Source organism: Nocardia sp. NPDC003963, assembly GCF_053605105.1.
Genome location: NZ_JBSGIP010000001.1, coordinates 1,403,381 through 1,429,119 on the forward strand (window position 1 = coordinate 1,403,381; position 25,739 = coordinate 1,429,119).

The following is a 25,739-nucleotide window of genomic DNA, read 5'->3' on the forward strand; positions in this document are numbered from 1 at the left end:
CTGCGTTGCGCGTCCGCGCAGCCCCCGTTAGGGTCCCGGGCACATGACTGCACGAAGGTTTCCGTTCGGCCGGGCGCGGCGGATGTGTCCGTCGACGATCGCGATACGAATGGCGGTCGCGGCGGTTGCCGTCCTCGCCTTCCAGACGCCCGTGGCGGCCCACGCGGACGAGCCGGAGCCCGCGCACTGCACACCGATCCCCTTCCCGCTGCGTGCCGGCGGCACGGTGGCGACCACACTGTGCACACCGGCCGGGGACCACGCCGACACCGTCATGGTGCTGATGCCGGGATCCAACTACAACTCCACCTACTGGGATTTCCCGCACGCGCCGGAGACCTACAACTTCCGGCGCGCGATGAACGCCGCCGGCTACGCCACCCTGGTGGTCGACCGGCTCGGCACCGGCGCGAGCACCCGGCCGGTGAGCACCGGCGTCACCGCAACCGGGGACGCGCAGGCACTGCACGAGATGGTCGGCGCCCTCCGCGCGGGTCCCCCCGGCGCCCGGCCCTTCGGCACGGTCGTCACCGGCGGCCATTCGCTCAGCTCCGGCGTAGCCGTGCTGGAGGCGACCGAACATCACGATGTCGACGGCGTGCTGTTGACGGGATACTCGCACGGCCTGAACGTCGCGGGCGCACTCGGTATCGTCGGCACCTACCAACCGGCCGAGCAGGACGCCGCATTCACCGGACGGGGTTACGACACCGGATATCTCACCACCCGGCCCGGTACGCGCGCATCCTCGTTCCATTCGCCCGCGACCTCGGACCCCGAGGTACTGGCCGTGGACGAGGCGACCAAGGATGTTTTCGCCGCGACCGAATACCCCGACGGCCTCACCTCCACCCTGCCGCCCATGTCCACCGAGATCACCGTCCCCGTACTCGTGGTCAACGGCAGCGACGATGTGCTGTGCTCCCGGGTCTGCGCCGATACGGCCACGCTGCACGCCGCCGAAACCCCGCATTTCGCCCCGGCCGCGCGCTTGCGCGCCTACGTGCTACCCGGTAGCGGCCATTCGGTGAACCTCGCCCGCAACACTGCCGACTACCAGGCCGCGGTGCGGGATTGGATGCGTTCCGTCGCCGGCTGAGCCCGCGGGCCGCTCATCTGCACGACGCCGTGCGATCCGCTGGTCCGCCAATCCGGTTCGGCGTCCTCGAGAGCCGCGAGGACGCCGGCATCCATCCCCACCGCGACCTCGGATTTGAGCGTCCGCAATGCGATCACCCGGGTGGGAAAGTGCCGCGTCAGCTCCGTGAAGGATGTCGTGGCCGGCCAGTGGCGGTCGCCGACGAGCCGCCGGTAGTTGAGATCGCCCTTCACGATCACCGTATCGATGCGGGCGAGATCGGCGCGCAGATCATCGGGTAGGTCGTGAAAGGACAGGGGCGCGCAGTAGAACTCGTCCGCCCGGACACGCAGGCGGCCGGTCGTGAGCGCGGTACCGAGCCGCGTGGCCGCCGTACTCGCCCGCCCCGGGATGCGCACGAGACGTTCGAGGGTGATCAGCAGGTCGGCGGTGGTCGCGTCGGAAACGAAGTAGGGCCTCGGTTTCAGGTGCAGTTCGACGGTGAGGGCCGGGTGCAGCTGCAGGAGGTGGTCGATGAGAAGCAGGTCGGGGATCAGCTCACGACCGGCATTGTCCGCGATCAGGCCGATGGTTCCGGCCGGGTGAGCGTTGAGATGGTCGGCCACGGCCACGGTGTGATCATCGAGAATCCGCCCGGGTGCGGTCGCGGTGGCCGGCCCGGACAAACGGAAGCCCAGATCGGCCCGGTTCCCCCACAGGGCGGCATGGATCAGGGCGGTGGTGCGCTGCCGGAGTGAATCGGCGGCGTTCTCGGGTACCAGGGAGAGTTCGGCACTCAGCGCGGGATCGGCGAGTTCTGCCTGCTTGCGGGTGAACAGGTCGATTCCCTGCCAGGGACCGGGCCCGAAGTAGCCCACCGCGTCCAGCAGCAGGTGGTAGAAGTAGCTCTCGGCCCAGAGGAAGGGGATATCGAGCCATCGCCGACCGTACATCTCCCGGCCCCACCGGTCCCACTGCGTTTTTCCGGCACTGCCCTCGGGCAGCGGCTGCACGGTTCCGGTGATCTGCGCACGGAGCTCGTCGAGACGATGCCGGATCTCGGGCGGATAGGGGTGTGCGGCAGCGACCTGACCGATGATGGCCGGATGTCTGCGGGTCAGCACCGTCCACGGGAACGATTCCGGTTCGGTGGACACGATGACCGGGGCATCAGGAGTACCGGTGGGCATTGATGCTCCGTTCGCGGGTTCGGCGGAGTGGTCACAGCTGCCACCCCGGCGGTGCGGGCAATCGTGGCATACCGCCGCGCGCGATCGGAGGTCGCCGCTCGGTGAGACCCTCGGCAGGACCGGCCGCCCGGAGAGACGAACTGTGCCGGCGGTCGTCGGATCGGCCGTACGGGCACCCTGATACGTTGAATGCGCTTCGAGGTAGCAGGGAGTAGGTCCGGGTATGCAGGTCGCGGGAAATGTATTCGTCGTCACCGGGGCCGGCAACGGAATAGGCCGATGCGTGGCGTTGGAGCTGGTCGATCGGGGTGCCGTCGTTGTCGGCGCCGACTTGGACGAACAGGCACTCGCCGGCACCGCCGCCCTGGTGTCGGACCCGGCGCGTTTCTTCTCCCGGCCACTCGATATCGCCGACCGCGACGCGGTGGCCGCGTTCCCGGATTCGGTGATCGCCGCCCACGGACGGGTGGACGGGCTGTTCAATATCGCGGGGATCGCTCAGGAGCTCCTACCGGTGGCCGAACTGAGCGACAGCCGGATCGATCTGCTGATGCAGGTGAATTTCTTCGGCGCGGTATGGATGTCGCGGGCTTTCCTGCCGCATCTCCTGGAACGTCCCGAGGCCGTCATCATGAACACCTCGAGTCTCTCGGCGATCGTTCCGGTGCCGGGGTCGGCGATCTACGGCGCGTCGAAGGCCGCGCTGGCGCTGTTCGGTTACGGCTTGGCCCAGGATCTGCGTGGCCGCTCGAATATCACCGTGACCACGGTGCTCCCGGGATCGGTGTGGACCGAACTCGTCCGCAAGGTCGCCCGGGAACTGGGTGCCCCCGAGAAACTCGCCCGCGGCTTTTCGGCCGAACCCGGGAAAGTCGCTCGCCGGATGGTCGATGCGACCGCCCGCGGGAAAGGCCGCGTTGTCATCGGTAAGGACGCCCGCGTCTACGACCTCGTCCGCCGGTTCAGTACCCGGCTGGCCGACAGACTTTCCTATCTGCAGGTCGGCCATGGTGTCTATCCGAAGCGCGAGGAAACCGGCGGCCGCCGACCGCTCCGCTCGTAGAGCCGATCACCGGACACCGCAGCCGGGCCCGAGGCGTCTCGCCGCGACAGCGATCGCGCTGCCCCGCGATCGAATACGACCCTGCTACGGCGCAAGTGCGGTGCGCGCCACCCAGTCGGCGTTGGATGCGATCGCGTACGGTTTCACCGACTGCGGATCGACCCAGCTCGGCTCCAGGAAGACCTCACTCTCCCAGCACGAACGACGGTAGAACCAGCAGTGATCCGCACCGGTCTCCACCTCGGACTTCCGGACGATCACCCAGCCGCTACCGTCGGGTCGCAGACATTGACTCCGGCCGTCGTCCGGGCATTCACCGGAAGTGAAACCGGCCGCCCTGTTCAACGCAGCGATGTCGCCGTTGTCCTCGTTCTCGCCCGCCAGTACGCGCAGCCGGTTCTTCGGGAGCGAGGACGGCATCTCACCCGCGTAGCCGGTGGCCCACACCGCCCGCACCCGTGGATCGCGGTTCGGGGCGAGATGCGCGACCGCACCGCCCTGGCTGTGCCCCCAGGCCGCGATACCCCGGTCGCAGTCGACGGTGGTGAGCGCGCAGGCGGTCGCGAGCAGGCTGCGCGGCTCCTGTGCCGCGAACAGGCAGCGGGTTTGATTACCGTGATCGCTGAGCAGGGCCGCGACACTGTTGTCGTAATCGACGGTGAGCGCGACGAAACCGCGGTGGGCCATCGCCCGGGTGACGGCCGCGGCCGCGGGTGCGTTCTCGCGGCGATCGGTCTCGGGATCCTTGCCGATATCGGTGCCCACGAAGTAGAGGAACAGCGGATGACGCTCGGTACCAGCGGAACTCGGCTCGTAGCCGCGGGTCTCGTAGGTCCGCTCACAACCGGCACTGTTGTCCACGGTGCCGGAATAGTTCGGCGGGGTCGCGATCTCCCGGATCGCGTCCACCTCCTGCGCCGCGGAAACCCCGGCAGGACCGAGACAACCGGCGAAGAGAACCACCACCCCCAGCAGAACTCGAATCCAGGAGGCTCGTATCCGATCACACGTATCGCTGTCGCTGTGCGTCTCGATCACCACAGCTCAGGGACTCTAATCGGAGCACCGCGCGTGGTGGACACGGGGATACGCCCTGACACCACCACGACATTCGAAGCCGCTGCGGTCGATCCGGAAATCCGCGAACGCTCCGATGAACGGCTGAACGAGGCGATCGGCGATATCCAGGACGGACCCGCGCGACGGCCCCTCGCGATTATCAGTGGCAGGCCGGCGAATCGGCGGCCTCGGGACCCGCCCCAGCGCGGACGCATACGCTGCCGGATCGGTTGTCGAGGACACCATCGCCCCGGCCGCACCGTACACACCCGGCGGGGTGCGGTCGGTGACATCGACCAGCACATCTTCCGCGTAGCTGTATCCACGACCGGCGGGCGCGGGAAGCGATCCGTCGCCGGGGTAGGAGGTTTCGTGGAGCGCGACGCCGGCTTCACGGCGTATTCCCCACGATCGGAGGATATGGCAGGTGACCGGACGCCGGGACACAGTCGCGCGGACCGGCGACGCGGCCGGCTCCGGTGCGCGCCGGAGAGCGGAATCCCGCACGAGCGGCTCCGGGGGGTGCCGCTGAGACTCTCCTGGGCGAATCGCCGTGCGCCGGCGGCTACGGTGGCTGGACCAGGATGAACAGGAGTCGTCGATGGTGCGGTTGGACCATCTCGTGAACGTATTGGGCGGATACGGAGTGCGGTTGCACAGCAACCCGGTATCGCGCGCGACCGTGATCCGCAGTGTCGCGATGTTCGACGCGACCGGCGCGGAGGAAGCGACCGGCGATATCTTCCTCGCCGTGGGCGCCGGCTCCGTACCCGAAGCGGTGAGCGCGGCCCGCGCGGCGAAAGCGGTCGCCGTACTGGTGCGCGGCGACGCCGGACGTGCGGCCGAGGCCGACGACGGCGTCGCGGTGCTGGTGGTGGATCCCGCGGTGTCGTGGAGCCAACTCGCCGGAGTCGTGTACGGGCTGGTACTGGAGGGCCGGGAAACCGCCTCGGGGCGGGGCCCGACGGACCTTTTCGCCCTGGCGGACAGCCTGGCGGCCGCCGTCGACGGGGCGGTGACGATAGAGGATCCGCTCGCGCGCGTGATGGCCCACTCCGCGTCGCAACGCGGAGCCGACCGCGCGCTGTCGGAAACAGTGCTGCACCGGCAGCAACCCGCCGCGCTGCGGGAATCGCTGGAATCTCGCGGCGTTTTCGCGCATCTGGCGAATTCCGACGAACCCCTCTTCGTCGAACCCGGCCCCGAGCACGGATTCGACGGCCGGATGGTGGTCGCGGTGCGTGTGGGCCGGGAGCTGCTGGGTTCGGTATGGGTGGCGTGCGCCGTGCCGTTACCGAGCGCGCGGTGCGCCGCCCTGGCCGCCGGCGCCCGGACGGTGGCTCTGCATCTGCTCCGGTCGCGGGCGAGCGCGGATCTGGAACGGCAGGTGGAGTCCGATCTGGTGATCCGTCTGCTGGAGGGCAGTCCCGATGCCGCGACGGTGGCCGGCCGGCTCGGGCTGGCACCGGCACCGTTGCGGGTCGTCGCGGTCCGGGCTCGGGCGGCGACGGAAAGGCATGCCGGGTTACTGCTCGCGTTCGAGCAGGCCACCTTCGGTTTCGGCTGGTCGCGTCCGGGTCGCAGCGCGCTGTCGGACAACACCGTCTACACGATCCTGCCCGGCGAGCAGGTCGGGGCGGCGCGGGATTGGGTGGCGTCGTTGCGGGCGGCACTCCCCGCCCGGGTGACGCTGTCGGCCGGTATCGGCGGGCCGGCGTCGGCGACCGATCTACCCGCCTCCCGGCAGGAAGCCGACGAATGCCTGGCGCTGCGCGAACAGGGCACGACGGATATCGAATCTCCCGCCTACGACGAATCCTGGGGCGAGATCCTGCTGCAGCGGTTGCGGACGGCGGCGCGGGCCGGCCGGATACCGGCGCGCGGGCCGGTCGCGGACTTGCGCCGATACGACAGCGAGCACGCCACGGACTATGTCGCGACCCTGCGCGCCTGGCTGGACGCACAGGGTGACCCGGTCGGGGCCGCCGCCCGGCTCGGTGTCCATCCCAATACCGTGCGCAATCGATTGCGGAAGATGCGCGAGCTGACCGTGCTCGCACTCGACGATGCCCGCACGCGGCTGGCCATGACGATCGATCTGGCCGCCTTCGAGGACAACTGACCATCCATTGTGGTGATCGAACAACTCGCACTATCGAAACTGTGCCGTTCGGACATGCGCATCGCCTCCGTCCGAGTCATCATGGCTGTGACAGGCCGTCGTTCGACAGTGGAGGTGAGCATGGCGCGCACAACGAGTCGGCTCGACCGCGAACGAGTGGATCGGTATCGAGTGGAGAGCCCGGCACCCGGCTGAGTCGTCGACCATTTTCCCATCCGTGGAGTCGGTGTCGTCAGTTCCCGGCTCCACGGAGTTCTGCCGTCGGGGCGGCGTTCCTCCTCCTTCCGCCGCCCCGGCGGCCGTATCACTTTTCCGATCGAACCCTGTAGGACAGATATGACCACCAGCGCACCCATCTGGCTGACACCGGATGCCCACGATCAGCTCCGCGCCGAGCTCGCCGACCTGCTCGCCGCCGATACCGGCGGGCACGCCGAACTCTCCGACTCCGACGATCGGGTGGCCGTCCGGCACCAGCGACTGGCGCGGATCGCGCATATCCGGGACCTGCTGAGCAACGCCGTATTCGGGCAGGACCCACCGGACGACGGCATCGCCGAACCCGGAATGGTGCTCACCGTGAGCTACGACGCCACCGGCGATACGGAAACGTTCCTGCTCGGCAGCCGCGACGGCGAACAGGGCCCGCTCGAGGTCTACTCCCCGGACTCGCCCCTCGGCGCCGCGCTCACCGGAGCACGCCGCGGCGAACAGCGCACGTACCGCGTACCGAACGGCACCGAGTTCCGGGTGACCCTGCTCGAGGCGGTTCCCTACGGTCGCACGGCCGCCGGCGTCCCTCCCGGCGTATGATGACCACGGGCGAACGATCGAGCCCGGGAATGCGTGTGTCCACGAGCGAGATCACCCTGCTGAATATCGACTCCCCCGTGATCATCCGGGACGAGCGGACGATCGCGCTGCCGATCCACTCCTGGCTGTCCGCCGGATTCTGGGATCTCTTCGGTCTCCCCCGCGCCGACCGGGTGCTGGCCGCTCTCACGTTCGGCACCGAGAGCGCGCCGCGCACCTATCTCGCCCGGCGCCCCGCCCACCCCGCCACCTGGAAAGAAGAGCCACTGGAGGTCGGCGTTCCCACGACGATAGGTCCCGGACCGGGGGTGCTGGAGGTCTCCGGTCCGATGACCCGCAGACGGCGTCGCCTGATCGAACGCACCACGCTGGTGATCGCCTTGGCCGCGCCCGTCGACCACCGCGCACACCGGCCCCTCCCGGAACATATGTGGGAGGAAGACCGATGGCATACGACCGTCCTGGTACCCGGGGCCCGGCCCGGGGCATACGCACCGTCGTTGTTCCGCCGGTGAGGGGTTCGCGCCGCGAATCGACCGCGCCGCGGTAACCGCCGGCGTCTGCTCCGGCGCCGGAAGAGCTCGCACCCGCTGCCCGGCGCCCGGGCGCGCACGCGGTAGGCGATCAGCAGGCCGGTCGGATTGTGATCACGGCGAGAAGAAGGCTGTGCCCCAGCGCGTTCGACCGCTGGTTTCGCGCCGGTGAGTATCGCGTTCGGCAATCCGGAGGCCGCGCCGAGCGCTCGGCCGACCCCGCGGACCGTGGCGTTCGGCAGCATGATCGGCACCACCATCGAGTGGTACGACTTCTACCTCTACGCGACGGCCGCCGCACTGGTGTTCAAACCGCTCTTCTTCCCGAACATCTCCGCCACCGCGGGCACCCTGGCCACCTTCGCCACCTACGCCGCCGGGTTCGGTGCCCGACCGGTGGGCGCGATCATCGCGGGACATCTCGGCGACCGGATCGGCCGGAAGACGGTGCTGGTGGGGGCATTGCTGCTGATGGGCGCCGCGACCATCGCGATCGGTGTCCTGCCGACCTACGCGCAGGTCGGACTCGCGGCCCCCGCGCTGCTGGCGACACTGCGGGTGCTGCAGGGTCTCGCGGTCGGCGCGGAATGGGGTGGTGCGGCGCTGCTGTCGGTCGAACACGCGCCGGCCGGAAAGCGCGGATGGTACGGCAGCTTCACGCAGCTCGGCTCGCCGGCCGGAATGCTGCTGGCCACCGGGGTCTTCTACATCGTGCGCGCCGCAGCCGGCGAACAGGCATTCCTGGACGGGGCATGGCGGATCCCGTTCCTGCTCAGCGTCGTACTGGTGGTGATCGGATTGCTGATCCGGCTGCGGCTGACCGATGCGCGGATATTCGACCGGTTACGTGAACGGGACGAGCTGGCACGACTCCCCGTCGTCGAGGTGCTCCGCACCCAGCCTCGGAACGTAGTGCTGACCACCGGTTTACGACTCTCCCGGGTCGGCCTGTTCGTCCTGCTGACCACCTATTCCCTGACCTATCTCCAGGACGAATTCGACGAGGACGGCCAGGTGGGTTTGGTGGCCGTGCTGATCGCCTCGGCACTCGGATTGCTCAGCACTCCGCTGTGGTCGAAGCTGTCGGACCGGGTCGGACGCCGGCCGCTCTACCTGCTCGGCGCCCTCGGCGGGCCGCTCGCCCTCGTCCTGTTCTTCCTGGCAGTGGACAGCGGTTCGGAGATCGCCATAGTCCTGGCGATCGTCTTCGGTGTCAACGTCCTGCACGACGCGATGTACGGACCGCAGGCCGCCTGGTTCGCGGAACTGTTCGACACCCGGGTCCGCTACAGCGGTACCTCGCTCGGCTATCACATCGGGGCGGTGCTGTCCGGTGGGTTCGCCCCGCTCATCGCGGCCGCGCTGCTGGTCGCCGGTGGTGGGCGGCCGTGGCTCATCGTCGGCTACTTCGTCGTCCTGTCCGCGCTCACCGCGCTCGCGGCCGCGGCGGCCCGCGAAACCTACCGCGACGATCTCGGCGAGGTCCGATGACACGTATATATCTCAACGCCTTCGATATGGCCTGCGTAGGCCATCAATCGCCGGGACTGTGGAAGCATCCGGCCGACCAGGGACACCGCTACCACGACCTCGGCTACTGGACCGGCCTGGCCCGCCTGCTCGAGGAAGGCGGCTTCGACGCCCTCTTCCTTGCCGATGTGCTCGGCACCTACGACGTGTACGGCGGCTCCCGCGATGCCGCGGTCCGCGATGCCGCGCAATTCCCCGTGAACGATCCGACCCTGGCGGTCTCGGCGATGGCCGCGGTCACCGAACGCCTGGGCTTCGGGGTCACGATATCGCTGACCTACGAGCAGCCGTATGCGCTCGCCCGGCGGCTCACCACACTCGACCATCTCACCGGCGGGCGGGTCGCGTGGAATATCGTCACGTCGTATCTGGCCAGTGCCGCGCGGAATCTGGGACTGGGCGATCAGATTCCGCACGACGAACGCTACGAGATCGCCGAGGAGTACCTCGAGGTCTGCTACAAACTGTGGGAATCGTCCTGGGAACACGATGCGGTGCAGCGGGACCCGCGCCGCGGCTTCTTCACCGACCCGGCGAAGGTGCACGATATCGGGCACGAGGGCCGCTATTTCACGGTCCCGGGACCGTTCCTGTGCGAACCGTCACCACAGCGCACCCCGACGTTGTTCCAGGCCGGAACGTCCCCGCGTGGTGTGCGGTTCGCCGCCGCGCACGCGGAAGCGGTGTTCGTCTCCGGCCCGAATCCAGACGTGGTGCGGCGGCCGGTGCGGGCGCTGCGCGAGGCGGCGGCCGAACTCGGCCGCGATCCCCGGTCGATCAAGGTGTTCACCATGCTCACCCCGATCGTCGCCGAGACCCGGGAGCGGGCGCTGGCCGACCTGCGCTCCTACGAACAGTTCGTGAGCGTCGACGGGGCGCTCGCCCTGTTCGGCGGATGGACGGGAGTGGATCTGTCCCGGGCCGACCCGGACGAGCCGTTGCGCCACGTGGAAACAGACGCGAACCGGTCGGCACTGACCTCCTTCACCTCGGACCCGACCCGCACCTGGACCCCACGGGAACTCGCCACCTCACTCGGCATAGGCGGCCGTGGTCCGGTCGTCGCCGGATCGCCCGCGGAGGTCGCCGACGAACTCGAACGCTGGGTCGACGAGGCCGATATCGACGGTTTCAATATCGCCTACGTGACCACACCGGGAACCTTCGCCGATTTCTCCCGGCTCGTGGTGCCGGAGCTGCGCCGCCGCGGCCGGGTTCCCGAGACGACCGAGAACACCACCCTGCGCGAGAAGTTGGGGGGTGACGGTCCGTTACTGGCCGCCGGCCACCCGGGCGCGGCGTACCGGAGGTAACTGCCGCGCCCGCCCGCCTCGGCCCGGCGACTCCGCTCCGCTGAACCAGCAGATTCATCGAACTTCGCCGATACCAACACCTTCCGCGCATTCATGGTGTCGAATTCCACTGATCGATGGTGTTTCCGATGACCGCTGCAACCAGTCAGGAGTGCCCTCATGCCACGTGGAATCGATTCCGCTGTCTTCCCACATCTGGAAGCGGACCTGGATCGTGTCCGTGATGTTCTCGGACCCGTCCGGTTGGAGGGCCGACCGGATCTGACCGCGCTCACGGACCAGGGACCGGATACCGCGCGCCGTCTGGTCCGGCCCACGCTCACCCTGCTGTCGTACTACCTGCTCACCGATCCCTCGATCCCGGCCGGCGACCGGGTGGTGCGCGCCGCCGCTGCCGTCGAGTTGCTGCATCTGGGCTCGCTCTACCACGACGACGTCGTCGATCACGCGTACGCGCGGCGTGGGCGGCCCAGCGCCAATGTGGTGTGGGGTTCGCATATGGCGGTCCTCGGCGGGGACTCCATGATGCTCACGAGCGTTCGGATGCTGGCCGAGCTCGGCCGGCGGGAGGTTCTCGCGGGAGCGATCGCCGGTGAGCAGATGTGCGCGGGCATGGTGATCGAGGCCGCCGACCTCTACGTGACCTCGCGGAGCGAGCAGTCCTACCTGGACTCGATCGAGGGTAAGACGGCGGCGGTACTGTCGCTGGCCTGCCGGGTGGGCGCGATGCAGGCCGGCCGCGCCGAGGACGCCGAAGAGGCGCTGGCCCTGTTCGGCCGGCACTTCGGGATGGCCTACCAGCTCTACGACGATATCCTCGATCTGACCTCGACCGCCGAAGAGATGGGTAAGCCCGTCAACGCGGATCTGCCCGACGGTATCTACACACTTCCGGTGATCCGGGCCGCCGCCCGCGACGCCGACCTCACCCGGCTGCTCCGCAGAGCGATGACGCGTGAACAAGCCGCGCGGGCCCATGCACTCGTCGTCGCTTCCGGCGCCGTGGAGGAAGCACGAACGACGGCCGGTGAATTCATGGACCGGGCCGCCGACCGGCTCACCGCGGTGTCCGTCGACCCCCGTATCCGCCACGCGATGCTCGACTACACCCGATCCATCCTCGACCGGCGGACTCCGGGGCCGGCGGCGGCCCTGCCCGCGGCGCAACCGCCCCGGTCCCGCGAAGCGGGGCTCCCGCCGCATGTCGCATCATGGTTGCGGAACTGGCTGGTGGACACCGGACTCGCCCGCACACCCGCCGAGGCCGACTACCACCGGTGGACAGGAGCGATCCAGCTCCCGGCACAGACCTTGACCCCGGCCGCGAGTACGGCACGGGAACAGACGACCTACGGTATGGCCGTACTGACCCTCGTACTGGACGACCTCTTCGAGGATCCGCGGCTGACGGACCCGGCGGCCGTCACCGCGCTGCGGCGGGGCATGGTCGCGATGGTGCGCCGGGATCCGGAGACGCCCGCCCGGCCCGGCGCGATCCCCGCGGCCTGGGAGAGTCTGTGGCCACGGCTGCGCGAGGGCCGGACCGCCCGCTGGCAGGAGCGGTTCCTCGACGGCCTCGAGGATTGGTTCGAGGCAGCCGAACGTGAAGCGCACCATCGCATCGACGGCTACGTTCCCGGCACGGCCGACTATCTGCCGCTGCGGATCGCGACCAGCGGAATCGAAGTCGCTCTCGCCTGTATCGAGGTGTACCAGGACGGAGAGCTGCCGGCGAAACTGCGCAACCACCCGGTGATCCGCCGCTTCGAGGAGCTCGCCTTCTGGGTGACCTTCGTGGAGAACGATCTGGTGGGGTTGGATCAGGACGAGGCAGACCGGGTGCCCTACAACTTGGTGCGGGCGGTCCGGCAGGAGTCCGGCTGCACCCGGCGCGCGGCGGTCGAGCAAGTACAGCGCCAAGTGGCCGAGTATCGCGCCCAGCTCGAGGCGGTGATCCGCTATATCCCCGGGCTCATCCGCGTACTTCCCGGCCTGCCGGGCAAACGGAAAGACTACGCGCAGATGTACGCGAACATCACGAATGTCGCGCTGTGGGGACGCGAGAGCGATCGGTACGAGCAGACCTCCGCCACTCCGGCACCGGATCTGGAGCGTTTGCGCCGTGAGATCTACTACCGGGCGGACGAACCGGCTGCCACCGCGTTGTAATACAGTCGGCAGTCCCGCCCGAGCCGCCACGGCGATCGGGCGGGACACGTTCTCACTGCTCCACCGGCTGTCCGGCTTTCGTCGCTTCCGGGATACGAGATCCGCGCAGGCGTGGTCCGGAGATTCGCATCCGGAGCATGGGCCGAAGAGACGAGCGGGTGCGCAGATGGAAGGCGACCAGTCCGACGAGGGCGCTGGCGACGAACCAGGTCAGTTGCACGGCGAAGCCCGCGAACGGTGTGGCATCGGAGAAACCGGCCGCGGTCGACGCCTGCATCGCCCCGTAAGAGGGCAGCCAGCGCACGAGATCACTGTCCGCCCCGGCGCTGGCGATGGGATTCTGTACGGCCATATCGACACAGCTGATCATCGCGATGGCGAACATCCCCTCCACCTCACGGCGCAGCAGCGCACCGAGCGCGACACCCAGCGCCCCGTAGGTCATCGCCGCACCGAACAGCGCCGCAGCGAGCAGCACCGGCTGCCGCGGCGACCAATAACAGCAGATGATCGCGGTGGCGTACGTACAGACCACCAGCGAGGCCGACACCAGGCAGGCGATCTTCGCCGTACCCAGCGCGACCCGGGGATATCCGGCCATGGACAGTCGGCGGTCGAATGCGCCACTGCTGAACGTCGCCGCGAACATCATGAATCCGACGATCAACGAGACCACCATCAGGGCCGCACTGAGCTGGGCCAGCTCGTTACCGTCGGCACGCAGCACGAGACCGCTGTCCCGCAGCCGGAACGGCACCTCGATATCGGTGACGGCCACCCGCGCCAGGGTGATCAGGACAGGAACGAAAACGGCCACCAGCAGCATGGCGAACCGGTTGCGCGCGTGCTCGACGAGACCGAAGCGAGTGGCGATCAGGAACAGTCGGACACCGTTGCTCATCCGAGCTTCTCCTGTCTGTCTCGCAGGACCCCCTCGTGCAACCGCCACACCTGGTCCAGCCGGTCGGTGTCGTGGGCCAGATGCGAGACGATCAGCACCGACCCGCCGGTGTCACGGAACTCGGTGACCAGATCCCAGAAGCGCAGATACGTCTCCCAATCGAAGCCCTGATAGGGCTCGTCGAGCAGCAGCACCTGCGGGTCGTGCATCACCGCCAACGTCAGATTGAGCTTCTGCCGGGTACCGCCGCTCAGTGTCGCGACCCGCTCGTCGGCGTATTCGGCGAACCGGAGGATCGCCATGGTCTCCTCGGCCCGGCGCAGATCCGGAACGGAATAGGCCGCGGCGAAGAAATCCAGGTGCTGGCGGACGGTGAAGGCATCGTTGAGCACCACCTGCTGCGGGCAGTAACCGAATCGCCCACGGTGCCGGATGGTTCCCCGGTCCGGTCGCAGGGCCCCGGAGAGGACCTTCAACAGCGTCGACTTCCCGACCCCGTTCTCACCGACGATGCCCACCAGCGCCCCCGCGGGCAGCGTGATGTGTACGCCACGTAGCACCGACCTCCTGCCGTACGAGTGGTGGACGTTCTCCACTTCCATCATCGCCCCTTGTCCGCCGCCGGTGCAGTGGCCGATATCGGTTCGGATGCTAGCAAGCCGAGTCGAAAACCGGTGCCGTAACGCCTGATTCGCGGCTCCCCTGGCTTCGCGGAGGCCCTGCGCGCGACCGCCACAGGTCGCCGTCGGCGTGTTTCGTGGGTTCGAGCCGGGCCTCCGGAAGGTTCCACCGCGACCAGGGACCGTTCGAGTGTGGCGCCGCGCGCGGCACGAGTGATACCTTCCGGCAAGTGCGAATCACTTCGAGACGCGCTGGGGGGATCTGTCTTGCGGCGATCGTCGCGGTCGCGACCAGCAGCTGTGCGCCCTCGGTGCCTACCCATGTTTCTCCGACCACCACCACTGTTCCCACGACCACGGATCCGGCGACCAACCGGATGTTCGAGGATGTCGGCGTAGGGCCGTATCGCAGCCGGGTGACCGTGCAGGTCGGTGAGGGCCCGCGCAGCGTCGCCGTCGACTCCGCCCTGCAACGGGCCTATATCGCCAACGGTGACCACACGGTCTCGGTCATCGACACCCGCTCCGCGGCGGTGACCGCCACCGTCGAAGTCGACGATGTGTTCGTCAAAGGACACCAGTCGATCGCCGTCGACGAGTCGACGCACCTGGTGTATCTCATCGATGAGAGCTCGGTGGGAACGCTGTCGATCCTCGACCCCGCGAGCAGCACCGAGACAGCTCGTATCCCTGTCGCGGACAAGAGCGACCCCAGCGCCGTCGCAGTCGATTCCGATCGCCACACCGTCTACGTGGCCAACCGCTACTACCGGACCATCACAGCGATCGACACCCGCAGCCGGACCGCTGTGTCCACGATTCCGGTCGACGATGAACCCAACGCACTGGCCGTCGACCCCACGGATCATCGGATATGGGTCGCCAATGGAAAGAACGTATCGATCGTCGACCCGGCCACGGCGGCGGTGACCACCACGATCGCGGTCGGCGGCGAACCGCGCGGAATCGCCATCGATTCCGGGACGCGCACGGCCTTCGTCACCGACTTCACCGGGAAGAGAGTGTCGTTCATCGATATGGCGACCCATACGGTCGGCGATATCTCGCTGGAACGGGAACCTTCGTTCGCGGTGGCGGTGGATGCCCCCGCGCACACCGCCTACCTCACCTCCGCGTCGTTCGGCAGCGTCACGATGATCGATACGCGGACACGTACGGTCAGCGCTTCCCGCATCGTGGCGAAGACGCCTACCGGAGGCCGATGCACCTGGGGGGTCGCCGTGGACAGCGCGACCCACGAAATCTATGTGACACAGTGCGAGTTCTCCCGGGCCGTGGAGGTCCTCGCGCCCGAATAGCGGCGAGCGGGCCACCCCGCGGCTTCGTTCGCCCGGGCCACAGTCACCGATGATGGACGACTTCGCACCGGACGGGCGGGCGCACGAACGCCGGGAACCCGATCCGCTGTTCGCGGCACCGGATCCGGACCGGTGGCATGCGTCGAAAGTCGTGTGGAACGGTCGCGTTTCCACAACGTTTTTCGCCCACACCATCCTGTGCCCCAGGAGTACTGGACAACGAATTCCCGGCGTTGGACACTAGAGCCATCTGCTATCGATGGGGTGAACGGCATGGTCAGAACACATATCGTCGTCACCGGGGAAACCTTGCCGGATCTGGCGCTGCGCTTCTACGGCGACGCACAACTACACCGGCTCATCGCCACCGCCAGCGGGATCTCCGCCCCCGATCGCATCGATATCGGGCAACAACTGATCGTCCCCGACTTCACCAGATACGTGGTCCACGCCGGAGATACGCTGCCGGCGTTGTCCTCTCACTTCTACGGAGACCCCGCGCTTTCCCCGCTGATCGCCGCCGCCAGCGGGATCACCGACCCCGGCGGCATCGATATCGGGCAACAACTGATCGTCCCCGATCTCACGAGATATCGGGTCCGCGCGGGGGATACGCTGCCGGACCTGGCAGTTCGCTTCTACGGTGACCCCTCGTTCGCCCCACTGATCACCACCGTCGACGATATCGCCGAACCCGGCGCAATCTGCGCCGGGCAGGTGCTGGCCGTATTCGCCGGGCGCAGCGACGGGTTCGGACTGTCGATCGTGGACCGCAACGAGAACGACCCGCGTATGTGGTACTACCGGTTCCAGACCAGTGCGATCGGCTGGAATCCCGGAGTCAACGTTCTACTCCCCGACGACTACACCACCAGTGGGCTGACCTACCCCGTCCTCTACCTGTTCCACGGTGGCGGTGAGGATTTCCGCCAGTTCGACTATCTGGGCATCCGCGACCTGACCGCCGGGAGACCGATCATCGTCGTGATGCCCGACGGCGGGCACGCGGGCTGGTACTCCAATCCGGTCAGCTCGTTCGTCGGCCCGCGCAACTGGGAGACGTTCCATATCGCCCAGCTGCTCCCCTGGATCGAGGCCAATTTCCGAACGTACGCCGAATACGACGGCCGTGCGGTCGGCGGATTCTCGATGGGTGGCTTCGGTGCGCTGAAGTACACAGCCAAGTACTACGGCCACTTCGCCTCGGTCAGCAGCCATTCCGGCCCGGCGAGTCTTCGGCGCGATTTCGGCCTGGTCGTCCATTGGGCGAACCTGTCCTCGGCGGTATCGGACCTGGCCGGCGGCACGGTCTACGGCGCACCGTTCTGGAACCAGGCCAGGGTCAGCGCCGACAATCCGGTCGAGCGGATCGACAGCTACCGGAACAAGAGGATCTTCCTGGTCGCCGGCACCAGTCCGGATCCGATCAACTGGTTCGACAGCGTGAACGAGACCCAGGTACTGGCCGGCCAGCGCGAATTCCGCGCCCGCCTGCGCGACGCCGGCATCCCGCACGAATGGCACGAGGTGCCCGGCGGTCACGTCTTCCGGCCCGAGATGTTCACCCTCGACCTGGACGGCATCCTCGCCCGGCTGCGGCCGGCGGCCGTGCTGTCTTCCACGAGTCCGATGCCGGGGGCTGCGTGATCATCCGGTGTACCCGCGGCATCGGCCTACCGCGGCGCGTCCGCGAGCAGCGCGGCTACCCGCGCGTAGTCGTCGACGAGCTTCTTCTCCCGCCTCGCACGCTCGTCCGGATCGGATGTCCGGAACGCCTGGCGACTGGTGTGATAGGTGGTCACCACGTCCAGTTGCCGACCGGCCGAACGGCCGCTGCGCACGAACCGCCGCCACGCCGTCTGCGCATCCTTACCGTGCACGACGACAACGACGAGTTCGGGCAGCAACTCGATCAACCGCTGCATCGCCTCGGCGCCACGGTCGATTTCCACACCGGTGGGTGTGCGGTTGATATACCAGGGATAGGCATTCCAGGAGATCAGATCCGTGGCCGCCAGTCCCGAATTCTCGACGAGCCCGAGATGACGTTCGGCGGAGGGGTCGTCGTTCTCCAGCGAGAGCATCCCACTACCGGAGTCCTGCTGCGTCGTCGGCCCCGGGTCCCGGAAAACAGCCAGGACGCGGGCACCGGTGCCGCCGTAGATCGGCGCGACATGGGGCACCCACGCACCCGATTCCTCGCGCAACCGGTCGACGAGCCGGTTGATCGGCTCGATATGGGAATCGTAGATCTGCGCATATTGGGTGCGCCGGTATTCCGGATCACGCATTCGCCGTGGAATCAACCGGGGCCGATCCTCTACCGCATCGCGTGGCACGGCCTCGGCCGCCACCGGAAAAAGGTCTGGTGCGGAGCCGGATTCGGACAGGTCCGCGGGGACAGGTATCGACGGCTCGTCCGGGATGAGCCGGCTGGTCGGGTCCGCACCGCGTTCGCCGAACCGCTCGATCCGCGCCCGTGCACTCCGGCGCGCACTCGACGCGAGACCGGTGACACGTCCGGCAGTACTCCGCGCGGCATCCGACACCCGCGGGATCCAGTCACGAAGCGCCACAGTGTTCTCCGATCTTCCACGAGCCCCGATCGGGACACCCGCCGGTCAGCCTAGAGAACGAAGCGCTCTCGGTGGCACCGAACGGCAGAACAGCGATGCCGGATCTCCCGGATCCGCCATGGTGGATCCCCTGCCGCCCGCGCGAAGCGACCGATGCCACCCGTCTCGCCGTCGGTACCGGCGCCACGTCACCGCAATGCTGGTCGATACGGATTCGGCGGGCCGACCGAATACCGTGAGTCCGCTCCTTCGCGGAGCCTCGGTTGTACGAGGCGGACGCTTCGGAAGGCCGTAGGTCCCGCGGAAGCGGAAATTTCGAGGAATGCCTGTGCGGCGCGCGGGCGAATCCGGGTTGCTTCGGTAGCGTGCTCACCCGACCGATATCCGAGACCGAGAAGGAGTACCGGTGCGCGCGAAGCGTCGGCGGGTGGTGCGGAGGCGGCTGAGGCGACTCGCTGCGATTGTTGCGTCGATGGTGCTGACCACCTGTGTGGGCGGGGCCGTGGTCAGTGCTGCGCCGCCCGGCACTCCGGTGCTGCGGTCCCCGGCGGGTGGGTACGAGGAACTCTTCGTGCCGTCCGGTATGGGACCGATCAAGATCCAGGTGCAGTGGGCGGCGCGCGGCGGGAGTGCGGCACTCTACGTACTCGACGGCCTCCGCGCACCGCAGGATCACAATCAGTGGACCAGCGATACCGACGCGCTGCGGCAGTTCGCCGGTGACAACGTCACACTGGTCTTCCCGGTCGGCGGCCGCTCCAGTTTCTACACCGATTGGTACCGGCCCAGTGGCACCAACGGTCAGGCGAACACCTACAAATGGGAGACCTTCCTCACCGGTGAGTTGCCCGATTTCCTGGCCGGATACGGGGTATCGCGCACCAACAAGGCCATCGTGGGTGCCTCCATGGGCGGCGGGGCGGCCATGGCACTGGCCGCGCATCACCGCGACCAGTTCGGATTCGCCGGATCGTTCTCCGGATTCCTGAATCCGACCTTCCCGCTCTGGAACGAAGCTATCCGCGCCGCGATGTGGGACGAGGGCCGGTTCAACGTGGACGATATGTGGGGCCCGGCCGGGGACCCCGCCTGGAGCCGCAACGATCCGACCGTCCAGGCCGAACTACTGCGCGGACTGCCGATGTACGTCTCGGCGGGCAACGGCAACCCGGGCGCTCCCGATGTGCCGTACGGAGTCGGCAACACGGTGAACGCCATGGGTCTGGAGGCAACAGCGGCGGTAGGCACTCGGATCTTCCGCGATCGGGTCGCGGCCCTGGGTATCCCGGCCCGCGTCGATATCGTCGACGGCACCCACACCTGGCCCTACTGGGGGCGGGCACTGGCCACCGCCCGCCCGATGATCCTGGACGCGCTGGGGGCGCACTGACGGTACGCACCGGGCCGTCCGCGGACCACCGGACACTGCCGGACACTGCCGGACACTGCCGGACACCGAGAGTAAACTACGAGTTCGCGCAGGGTTTCGAGTGGAGTGGTACCGGCCTGGAGTTCGATCATGGACACGCATACCGAGGGCAGCACCGAACGACGCGACAGCCTCGAATTACGGGTATACGCGGAACTGAACGACTTCCTGCCGCCGCGGTCCCGGTTCTGCGTGCTGCGGCGGCCGGTGCGAACGCATCAGACCGTGAAGGATATCGTCGAGGCAGCCGGTATCCCGCACACCGAGATCGACCTGCTCCTGGTGAACGGAGAATCCGTCGGCTTCGGGCACCGTCCCGGTCCGGGCGACAGGCTTGCCGTCTACCCCGTATTCGAAAGCCTCGATATCGCCGCCCTGACCCTGGTGCGACCGCGTCCGCTCCGCGAACCGCGCCTGCTCGTCGATGTCAATCTCGGTGGCGCCGCCCGGTTGCTGCGACTGATGGGCCTCGACGTACGCTGCGAATTCGACGCCGGCGACGCGCGACTCGCCGATATCTCCCTGAGCGATCACCGCATCCTGCTCACCAGAGACCGCGGCCTGCTCGCCCGCCGAATCGTCACCCACGGCCTGTTCGTCCGTGCCGATCTCCCGGTCGACCAGGTCGTGGAGGTGATCGATCGACTGGACCTGTCGAACCGGCTCGCCCCGCTGACCCGCTGTCTCCGGTGCGGCGCACTCTTGGCGGACGTGCCCGAGGCCGACATCATCGACCGGCTGCCGCCGCTGACCCGCCGATATCACGACACCTTCCGCCGTTGCACCGGCTGCGACCGGATCTATTGGGCGGGCACCCATCAGCACCGCCTCGACGACCTCGTCGACCGGATCACGTCGGAGATCCGGCGGGCGACTCCGTCGCGAACCACACCGGCGCCGAAGTGAGCGGTATTCGCCGGACACACCGCGTCCGCCCTGTCGATCGAGGCCGAATCGCTCCCTTGCGCGCCGTGTGGACCCGGCCCGGCAGCCGATCTTCCGTGGATACGGGCCCTATCGGCAGCAGTGGAGGTCGAGCTGCGCTGAGGTGAGACAGACGAGCACCTCGGGTGTGGTTCTGGCACGATCGAGTATGTCGTCGTCGCCCGGGGCCACGGCGGTGGCAACAGCGTCGTGACGAGAGGACCGGCCCGAGATCGTGGGTATGGACAGCGGAATCAGCCAGGACAGTGCGCACGATCGCAGGGACGAGATCATCGAGGTCTTCGCCGACGCCTTCGGCGAGATGATCGCTGACGACCCGGACGCGTTCCGCAAGAAGTTCCGCAAGATGGCCGATAATCCCTTCGCTTTCTATCGCGGATCCGCCTGCCTGTTCTACAGCGATATGGCCGCCACCGAGGATCGGTGGGCCGATGAGCGCACCAGCAGGATCTGGATCCAGGGCGATCTGCATGCGGAGAATTTCGGCACCTATATGGATTCCGCCGGACAATTCGTTTTCGACGTCAATGATTTCGACGAGGCATATCTGGGCGCATTCACCTGGGATATCAAGCGTTTCTGCGCCAGTGTGGCGCTGCTGGCCCGTCGCAAGGCCGTCTCCGATGCCGATATCGAGACATTGACAGCGACATATGTGCGCGCCTATGTGCGTATGGTGCGCGCCTTTCGCGACGGCACCCAGCACGAGCAGGACTTCGAACTGCACCTACGGAACACCACGGGCCCGGTACACGATGTGCTGCTCGATGCCCGGATGAACACCCGCACCGCCCTGTTGGCGAGCACCACGATGGTCGAGGACTACGAACGCCGCTTCCGGCCCGGCAAGGGTGTCCGCGCGGTGGACGGCGCGGAACGCGATCTGGTGCTGGATGCCTTCACCCGGTATCTGGAGACCATCCCGGAGCACAAACGGTTCCGGAGCATCACCTACCAGGTGAAAGATATCGTCGGCCGCAAAGGGTTCGGGATCGGATCGGCGGGGTTGCCCGCGTACAACGTCCTTGTGGAGGGGCAGACCGAGGCACTCGAGAACGATGTGATCCTGTCCATGAAACAGGGGAATATCGCCGCGCCCAGCCGAATCGTGCGGGACGAGCGGATCCGCGACTATTTCCGGCACCACGGGCACCGCACCGCCGTATCCCAGCGCGCCCTGCAGGCCCATGCCGACCCCTGGCTCGCTTACACCGAGCTCGGCGGGGACGGTTATATCGTCTCCGAGCTCTCCCCCTATGTGAGCGACCTCGACTGGTCCGATCTCACCGAACCGGACGAAATGCGACCGGTGATCGAATATCTCGGCCAGGCGACCGCGGGTATGCATTGTGTCTCCGACGCCGACTCCGATCAGACACTGGTCGATTTCCAGAGCGAGGAGGCGATCACGGCGGCCATCGGCGGCGCCGAGGAAGAATTCATCCGCGATATGGTGGATTTCGGCCGGTCCTACGCCCACCGCACCCGCGCCGACCATGAGCTTTTCGTCGATGCCTTCCGCAACGGCGCGATTCCCGGGCTCGGCTGATCGGCGCCGACGCATCGGCCACCGCCGTGGTGGCGGGTGCGGATGCCGGGACCGCTCGGACAGCGGCACGGCTCACCGGTCGCCGCCGCGACCCGCTTCGATCGCGCCGGCGGCGCGGTGGAGGGTGGCGACGAGAGCCGGTAACCGGTGCCGGTCGTAGCGGACCGAGGGCATCGAGACCGACAGCCCGGCCAGTGCTGTCCCGTCCACATCGCGGACCGGAACGCCGACCGCCACCACGCCGCGCTCGGACAACCCGTTGTTGAGGGCGAACCCGGCCCGGCGCACCCGGCCGAGCTGAGCCCGCAGGCTCGGCAGGTCCGGTCGTTCGTCGGGCCGCTCGGCGAACCTGCGCTCGTCGTAGAGCTCGTCCAACTCGGCCGGGTCGAGGTCGGCCAGCAATACCAGACCCGCGGTGGTGCGGTGGGCCGGGAACACCATCCCCTCGCGCGATCCCACCCGCAACGCCTGGCGGCATTCGACGCTGGCGATGAAGCGGGTGATATCCCCGGTCCGTATCGTCAGGTTCGCGGACTCCCCCACCAGGTCGACGAGTCGTTGCAGATGCGGCAGTGTCGCCGCCCGCAGCCGTGACGTCCGCGATTGCGAATGGGTGGCCAGTTCGAGCACCGGCCCCGGGTGGTAGACCCGCTGTTCGTCCTGCACGGCGAAGTCCCGGTAGACCAGCGTCTGCAACAGCCGATGGGCCGTCGACCGCGCCACCCCCAACCGTCCGGCGATCTCGCTCACCGTCAGACCGCCCTCCAGCTGCAGCATGACGGCGGCCCGGAGCGCGTGATCAGCGCTGGTCACGATATAGGCGGGTGGGTTCTTCTGCGCGGCGACGGCCATGGCGTGGTTCTGCTCTCCAGAATCTTGTGTTCTGCTGGGTCGACGAGGGCCACTGTAGACCACATGACCACGAGTGACACCCCTGTCCGCTTGCGGGCGGTCGCCGCGCCGGACCAGCCGCAGGTGACCCCGGCCCTCGAGGAGCTGTACCGCGGCTTCGAGCAGGAACTGCTCGTTCCGCTGTGGACCGAGATCGGCGACCTCATGCCGGACCGGCCGCGCTCGTGTGCGGTACCGCATGTCTGGCGGTGGGAGAAGCTGCTGCGACTCGCGGCGAAGGCGGGCGATATCGTGCCGGTCGGCCGTGGCGGGGAGCGGCGGGCGATCGCGCTGGCGAACCCGGCCCTCGGCGGACGGCCGTTCGCCACCCCGACCCTGTGGGCGGCGATCCAGTACCTGATGCCCGGCGAGGACGCCCCGGAGCACCGCCATACCCAGCACGCCTTCCGGTTCGTTGTCGAGGGCTCGGGGGTGTGGACCGTGGTCGGCGGTACCGGCGATACAACCGACGGTGACGCCGTTCCGATGCGGCGCGGTGATTTCCTGCCGCAGGCCGGCTGGAACTGGCATGCGCACCACAATGCGACATCGGAGCCGATGGCCTGGATCGACGGGCTGGATATTCCGTTCCAGTACGTCATGGAATCGCAGTTCTTCCAGTTCGGGCGGGCGGAGATCAGCGCGGCGGAGCGGATAACACCGGTCCGATCGCGCTCCGAGCGGTTGTGGGGCCATCCGGGGCTGCGTCCGCTGTCGGTGGGTGAGGTCGCGCCGGGGTCACCGCTGCTGGCCTACAAGTGGGAGCACACCGACGCCGCGCTGAACGATCAACTGCTGCTGGAGAAGGAGGGCCACGGCGGCACGGTCGAACCCGGGCACGCGGCGGTGCGGTTCTCGAACCCGCACAACGGCACCGATGTGCTGCCGACCATCCGCGCGGAGTTCCGCCGGATCGCGCGCGGGGCGGAAACAGCACCGGCCCGCGAGACCGGGTCGTCGGTGTACCAGGTGTTCGACGGTTCCGGCACGGTGACCGTGGGTGACAGGTCCTGGTCGGTGACGCGCGGCGACCTGTTCGTGGTCCCGTCGTGGGAGCCGTTCTCCGCCAGATCCGAAGCCGGTTCCTCCGATTCCGATTCCGGCGCATTCGATCTCTTCCGTTTCTCGGACGCCCCCGTGTTCGAGGCCTTGCAGCTCAACCGTCAGGAGACCATCCGATGAAACTCGCCACCCTGCGCGTCGACGGCGGCACCCGCGCGGTCCGCCTCGACGGTGACACCCTGGTCGATCTCGGCTACGACGACCTCGGCGCGCTGTTCGCCCAGGACGACTGGGCCACCGTCGCCGCGAACGCCGCCGGTGTCACCTGGCCGGCCGCCGGCGCCGACTTCGCCGCCGTCGTCCCGAACCCGTCGAAGGTGATCTGCGTCGGTCACAACTACACAAACCACATCAAGGAGATGGGGCGCGAACTTCCCGGCTACCCGACGCTCTTCCCGAAGTTCGCGGACAGCCTCATCGGCGCGAACGATCCGATCGTGAAACCCGCCGAGACCGACGCGCTGGACTGGGAAGTCGAGCTGGTGGTCGTGGTCGGGAAACCCGTCCGCCGGGCCACCGAGGCAGAGGCCGCGGACGCCATCGCGGGTTTCACGGTGATGAACGATGTGTCGGTGCGGGACTGGCAGTTCCGCACCATCGAATGGACACAGGGCAAGATCTGGGATTCCTCCACCCCGGTCGGGCCCTATGTCGTGACGCCCGACGAAGTCGGCGGCGTACGGCCGGCGCTCGAGGTGGAGACACTGGTCGACGGCGCCGTCATGCAGCACGACGATACGGGCACACTGCTGTTCGACCCCGTCGGTCTGGTGCAGTATGTATCGACCGTGATCCGGCTGAACCCGGGCGATCTGATCGCCACCGGGACCCCGGCCGGGGTCGGCCACGCGCGCGATCCGAAGGTCTATCTGGTCGGCGGCGAAACCGTCGTCACCCGGATCGCCGGGCTGGGGGCTTGCACCAACAAGGTCGTGAAAGCGTCGTGACCGGTCGGACGCACGCCGATTCCCTGAAATGGGTCGAGCACGGCACCGGATCGTTCGTCACCCAGGTCGCGCTGCTCGACGAACAGACGATGTCGGCGCCGAGCTCGCTCCCCGGCTGGACGCGTAAACATCTGGTGGCGCATATCGCCGCGAACGCGGACGCGCTCGGAAATCTGGTGCACTGGGCCCGGACAGGTGAACATACGCCGATGTATTCCTCGGCGGACCGGCGCACCGCCGATATCGACGCCGGCGCACGGCTGCCCGCCCCCGACCTGGTGGCGTGGCTGAACGCGTCGGTGCACACGCTGGGCGCCGCCGTGCATGCCCTGACCGGCGAGCAGTGGCGCGCCGAGGTCGTCACCGCGCAGGGCCGGACCGTCCCGGCCACGGAGATCCCGTGGCTGCGGGCGCGCGAGGTGTGTGTCCATACGATCGATCTCGGCACGGGCACCACGTTCGCGGATCTCCCCCACGATTTCCTGACCGCGCTCGCGGCCGATATCCGGGCCAAGCGCGGGCTCGATACCGTACCCGACGGCCCGCTGCCCGAGGTGACCGCCTATCTCGCCGGTCGCCCCCATACCCTCGCCGGTGTTCCCGACCTCGGCGCCTGGCTGTAGAGGAGCT

The 25,739-nt window shown here is 68.0% G+C and carries 22 protein-coding genes; 16 read left to right on the forward strand and 6 right to left on the reverse strand.

The features are described from left to right. Positions 1-43 precede the first annotated feature (43 nt). Positions 44-1,099: an alpha/beta hydrolase gene (locus tag ACWEWT_RS06485; protein ID WP_452556816.1), complete on the forward strand. Its 1,056-nt coding sequence runs from the start codon at positions 44-46 to the stop codon at positions 1,097-1,099. Here ACWEWT_RS06485 and ACWEWT_RS06490 read toward each other — a convergent pair. After that, positions 1,054-2,268, reverse strand: a complete 1,215-nt coding sequence (locus ACWEWT_RS06490) for a damage-control phosphatase ARMT1 family protein (protein WP_452556818.1) — start codon at positions 2,266-2,268, stop codon at positions 1,054-1,056. The genes ACWEWT_RS06485 and ACWEWT_RS06490 overlap by 46 nt on opposite strands. Positions 2,269-2,491: 223 nt before the next feature. Here ACWEWT_RS06490 and ACWEWT_RS06495 point away from each other — a divergent pair, with 223 nt between their 5' ends. Then, positions 2,492-3,331, forward strand: coding sequence for an SDR family NAD(P)-dependent oxidoreductase (locus ACWEWT_RS06495; RefSeq protein WP_452556820.1), 840 nt, complete (start codon positions 2,492-2,494; stop codon positions 3,329-3,331). Positions 3,332-3,415: 84 nt separating this feature from the next. Here the strand turns inward: ACWEWT_RS06495 and ACWEWT_RS06500 are convergent, their stop codons facing one another. After that, complete coding sequence (locus ACWEWT_RS06500; RefSeq protein WP_452556822.1) at positions 3,416-4,372, reverse strand: hypothetical protein; 957 nt, start codon at positions 4,370-4,372, stop codon at positions 3,416-3,418. 619 nt (positions 4,373-4,991) lie between these two features. Between ACWEWT_RS06500 and ACWEWT_RS06505 the strand changes: the two genes are divergently transcribed. The 6 genes from ACWEWT_RS06505 (at position 4,992) to ACWEWT_RS06530 (ending at position 12,870) form a co-directional block, all read left to right on the forward strand. Continuing rightward, positions 4,992-6,512, forward strand: a complete 1,521-nt coding sequence (locus tag ACWEWT_RS06505) for a PucR family transcriptional regulator (RefSeq protein WP_452556824.1) — start codon at positions 4,992-4,994, stop codon at positions 6,510-6,512. Positions 6,513-6,848: 336 nt separating this feature from the next. After that, on the forward strand, positions 6,849-7,325 hold the full coding sequence (locus ACWEWT_RS06510; RefSeq protein WP_452556826.1) for a GreA/GreB family elongation factor: 477 nt from the start codon (positions 6,849-6,851) through the stop codon (positions 7,323-7,325). A 35-nt stretch (positions 7,326-7,360) separates the two neighbouring features. Next, on the forward strand, positions 7,361-7,840 hold the full coding sequence (locus ACWEWT_RS06515; RefSeq protein WP_452556828.1) for a hypothetical protein: 480 nt from the start codon (positions 7,361-7,363) through the stop codon (positions 7,838-7,840). 261 nt (positions 7,841-8,101) lie between these two features. Beyond that, positions 8,102-9,349, forward strand: a complete 1,248-nt coding sequence (locus ACWEWT_RS06520) for an MFS transporter (protein ID WP_452557692.1) — start codon at positions 8,102-8,104, stop codon at positions 9,347-9,349. Further along, a complete protein-coding gene (locus ACWEWT_RS06525) occupies positions 9,346-10,701 on the forward strand; it encodes an LLM class flavin-dependent oxidoreductase (protein WP_452556830.1) in 1,356 nt (451 codons plus the stop codon). The genes ACWEWT_RS06520 and ACWEWT_RS06525 overlap by 4 nt, the downstream gene beginning before the upstream one ends. Positions 10,702-10,860: 159 nt before the next feature. After that, positions 10,861-12,870 carry a polyprenyl synthetase family protein gene (locus ACWEWT_RS06530; protein ID WP_452556832.1) on the forward strand — a complete coding sequence of 670 codons (2,010 nt, stop codon included), beginning with the start codon at positions 10,861-10,863 and terminating at the stop codon, positions 12,868-12,870. A 52-nt stretch (positions 12,871-12,922) separates the two neighbouring features. Here ACWEWT_RS06530 and ACWEWT_RS06535 read toward each other — a convergent pair whose 3' ends face one another. Both ACWEWT_RS06535 and ACWEWT_RS06540 read right to left on the reverse strand, forming a co-directional pair. Next, positions 12,923-13,771, reverse strand: a complete 849-nt coding sequence (locus ACWEWT_RS06535; RefSeq protein WP_452556834.1) for a hypothetical protein — start codon at positions 13,769-13,771, stop codon at positions 12,923-12,925. Further along, on the reverse strand, positions 13,768-14,376 hold the full coding sequence (locus tag ACWEWT_RS06540) for an ABC transporter ATP-binding protein (RefSeq protein ID WP_452556836.1): 609 nt from the start codon (positions 14,374-14,376) through the stop codon (positions 13,768-13,770). Before ACWEWT_RS06540 ends, ACWEWT_RS06535 begins: the two co-directional genes overlap by 4 nt. Before the next feature lie 245 nt (positions 14,377-14,621). On the opposite strand from ACWEWT_RS06540, the gene ACWEWT_RS06545 reads away from it, so the two are divergent. Together ACWEWT_RS06545 and ACWEWT_RS06550 are read left to right on the forward strand one after the other, a co-directional pair. Next, on the forward strand, positions 14,622-15,710 hold the full coding sequence (locus tag ACWEWT_RS06545) for a YncE family protein (protein WP_452556838.1): 1,089 nt from the start codon (positions 14,622-14,624) through the stop codon (positions 15,708-15,710). Positions 15,711-15,983: 273 nt separating this feature from the next. Further along, positions 15,984-17,357: an alpha/beta hydrolase-fold protein gene (locus ACWEWT_RS06550; RefSeq protein WP_452556840.1), complete on the forward strand. Its 1,374-nt coding sequence runs from the start codon at positions 15,984-15,986 to the stop codon at positions 17,355-17,357. 26 nt (positions 17,358-17,383) lie between these two features. Here ACWEWT_RS06550 and ACWEWT_RS06555 read toward each other — a convergent pair whose 3' ends face one another. After that, a complete protein-coding gene (locus tag ACWEWT_RS06555; RefSeq protein WP_452556842.1) occupies positions 17,384-18,001 on the reverse strand; it encodes a uracil-DNA glycosylase in 618 nt (205 codons plus the stop codon). A gap of 691 nt (positions 18,002-18,692) precedes the next feature. Between ACWEWT_RS06555 and ACWEWT_RS06560 the strand changes: the two genes are divergently transcribed. From ACWEWT_RS06560 to ACWEWT_RS06570, 3 genes are all read left to right on the forward strand, one after another. After that, positions 18,693-19,676, forward strand: coding sequence for an alpha/beta hydrolase (locus tag ACWEWT_RS06560; RefSeq protein WP_452556844.1), 984 nt, complete (start codon positions 18,693-18,695; stop codon positions 19,674-19,676). Between the two features lie 129 nt (positions 19,677-19,805). Next, entirely contained in the window at positions 19,806-20,621 is an 816-nt protein-coding gene (locus ACWEWT_RS06565) for a Mut7-C RNAse domain-containing protein (RefSeq protein ID WP_452556846.1), read from the forward strand. A 259-nt stretch (positions 20,622-20,880) separates the two neighbouring features. Next, entirely contained in the window at positions 20,881-22,209 is a 1,329-nt protein-coding gene (locus ACWEWT_RS06570; RefSeq protein WP_452556848.1) for a DUF2252 domain-containing protein, read from the forward strand. Positions 22,210-22,281: 72 nt separating this feature from the next. On the opposite strand, the gene ACWEWT_RS06575 is transcribed toward ACWEWT_RS06570, so the two are convergent. Continuing rightward, positions 22,282-23,061, reverse strand: coding sequence for an IclR family transcriptional regulator (locus ACWEWT_RS06575; protein ID WP_452556850.1), 780 nt, complete (start codon positions 23,059-23,061; stop codon positions 22,282-22,284). A gap of 63 nt (positions 23,062-23,124) precedes the next feature. On the opposite strand from ACWEWT_RS06575, the gene ACWEWT_RS06580 reads away from it, so the two are divergent. The 3 genes from ACWEWT_RS06580 to ACWEWT_RS06590 are packed head-to-tail and all read left to right on the forward strand — an operon-like array spanning position 23,125 to position 25,732. Beyond that, positions 23,125-24,282 (forward strand): cupin domain-containing protein, encoded by a 1,158-nt coding sequence (locus tag ACWEWT_RS06580; RefSeq protein WP_452556852.1) that lies wholly within the window; start codon positions 23,125-23,127, stop codon positions 24,280-24,282. After that, positions 24,279-25,109, forward strand: coding sequence for a fumarylacetoacetate hydrolase family protein (locus ACWEWT_RS06585; protein WP_452556854.1), 831 nt, complete (start codon positions 24,279-24,281; stop codon positions 25,107-25,109). The genes ACWEWT_RS06580 and ACWEWT_RS06585 overlap by 4 nt, the downstream gene beginning before the upstream one ends. Then, positions 25,106-25,732 (forward strand): maleylpyruvate isomerase family mycothiol-dependent enzyme, encoded by a 627-nt coding sequence (locus ACWEWT_RS06590; protein ID WP_452556856.1) that lies wholly within the window; start codon positions 25,106-25,108, stop codon positions 25,730-25,732. Before ACWEWT_RS06585 ends, ACWEWT_RS06590 begins: the two co-directional genes overlap by 4 nt. Positions 25,733-25,739 lie beyond the last annotated feature (7 nt).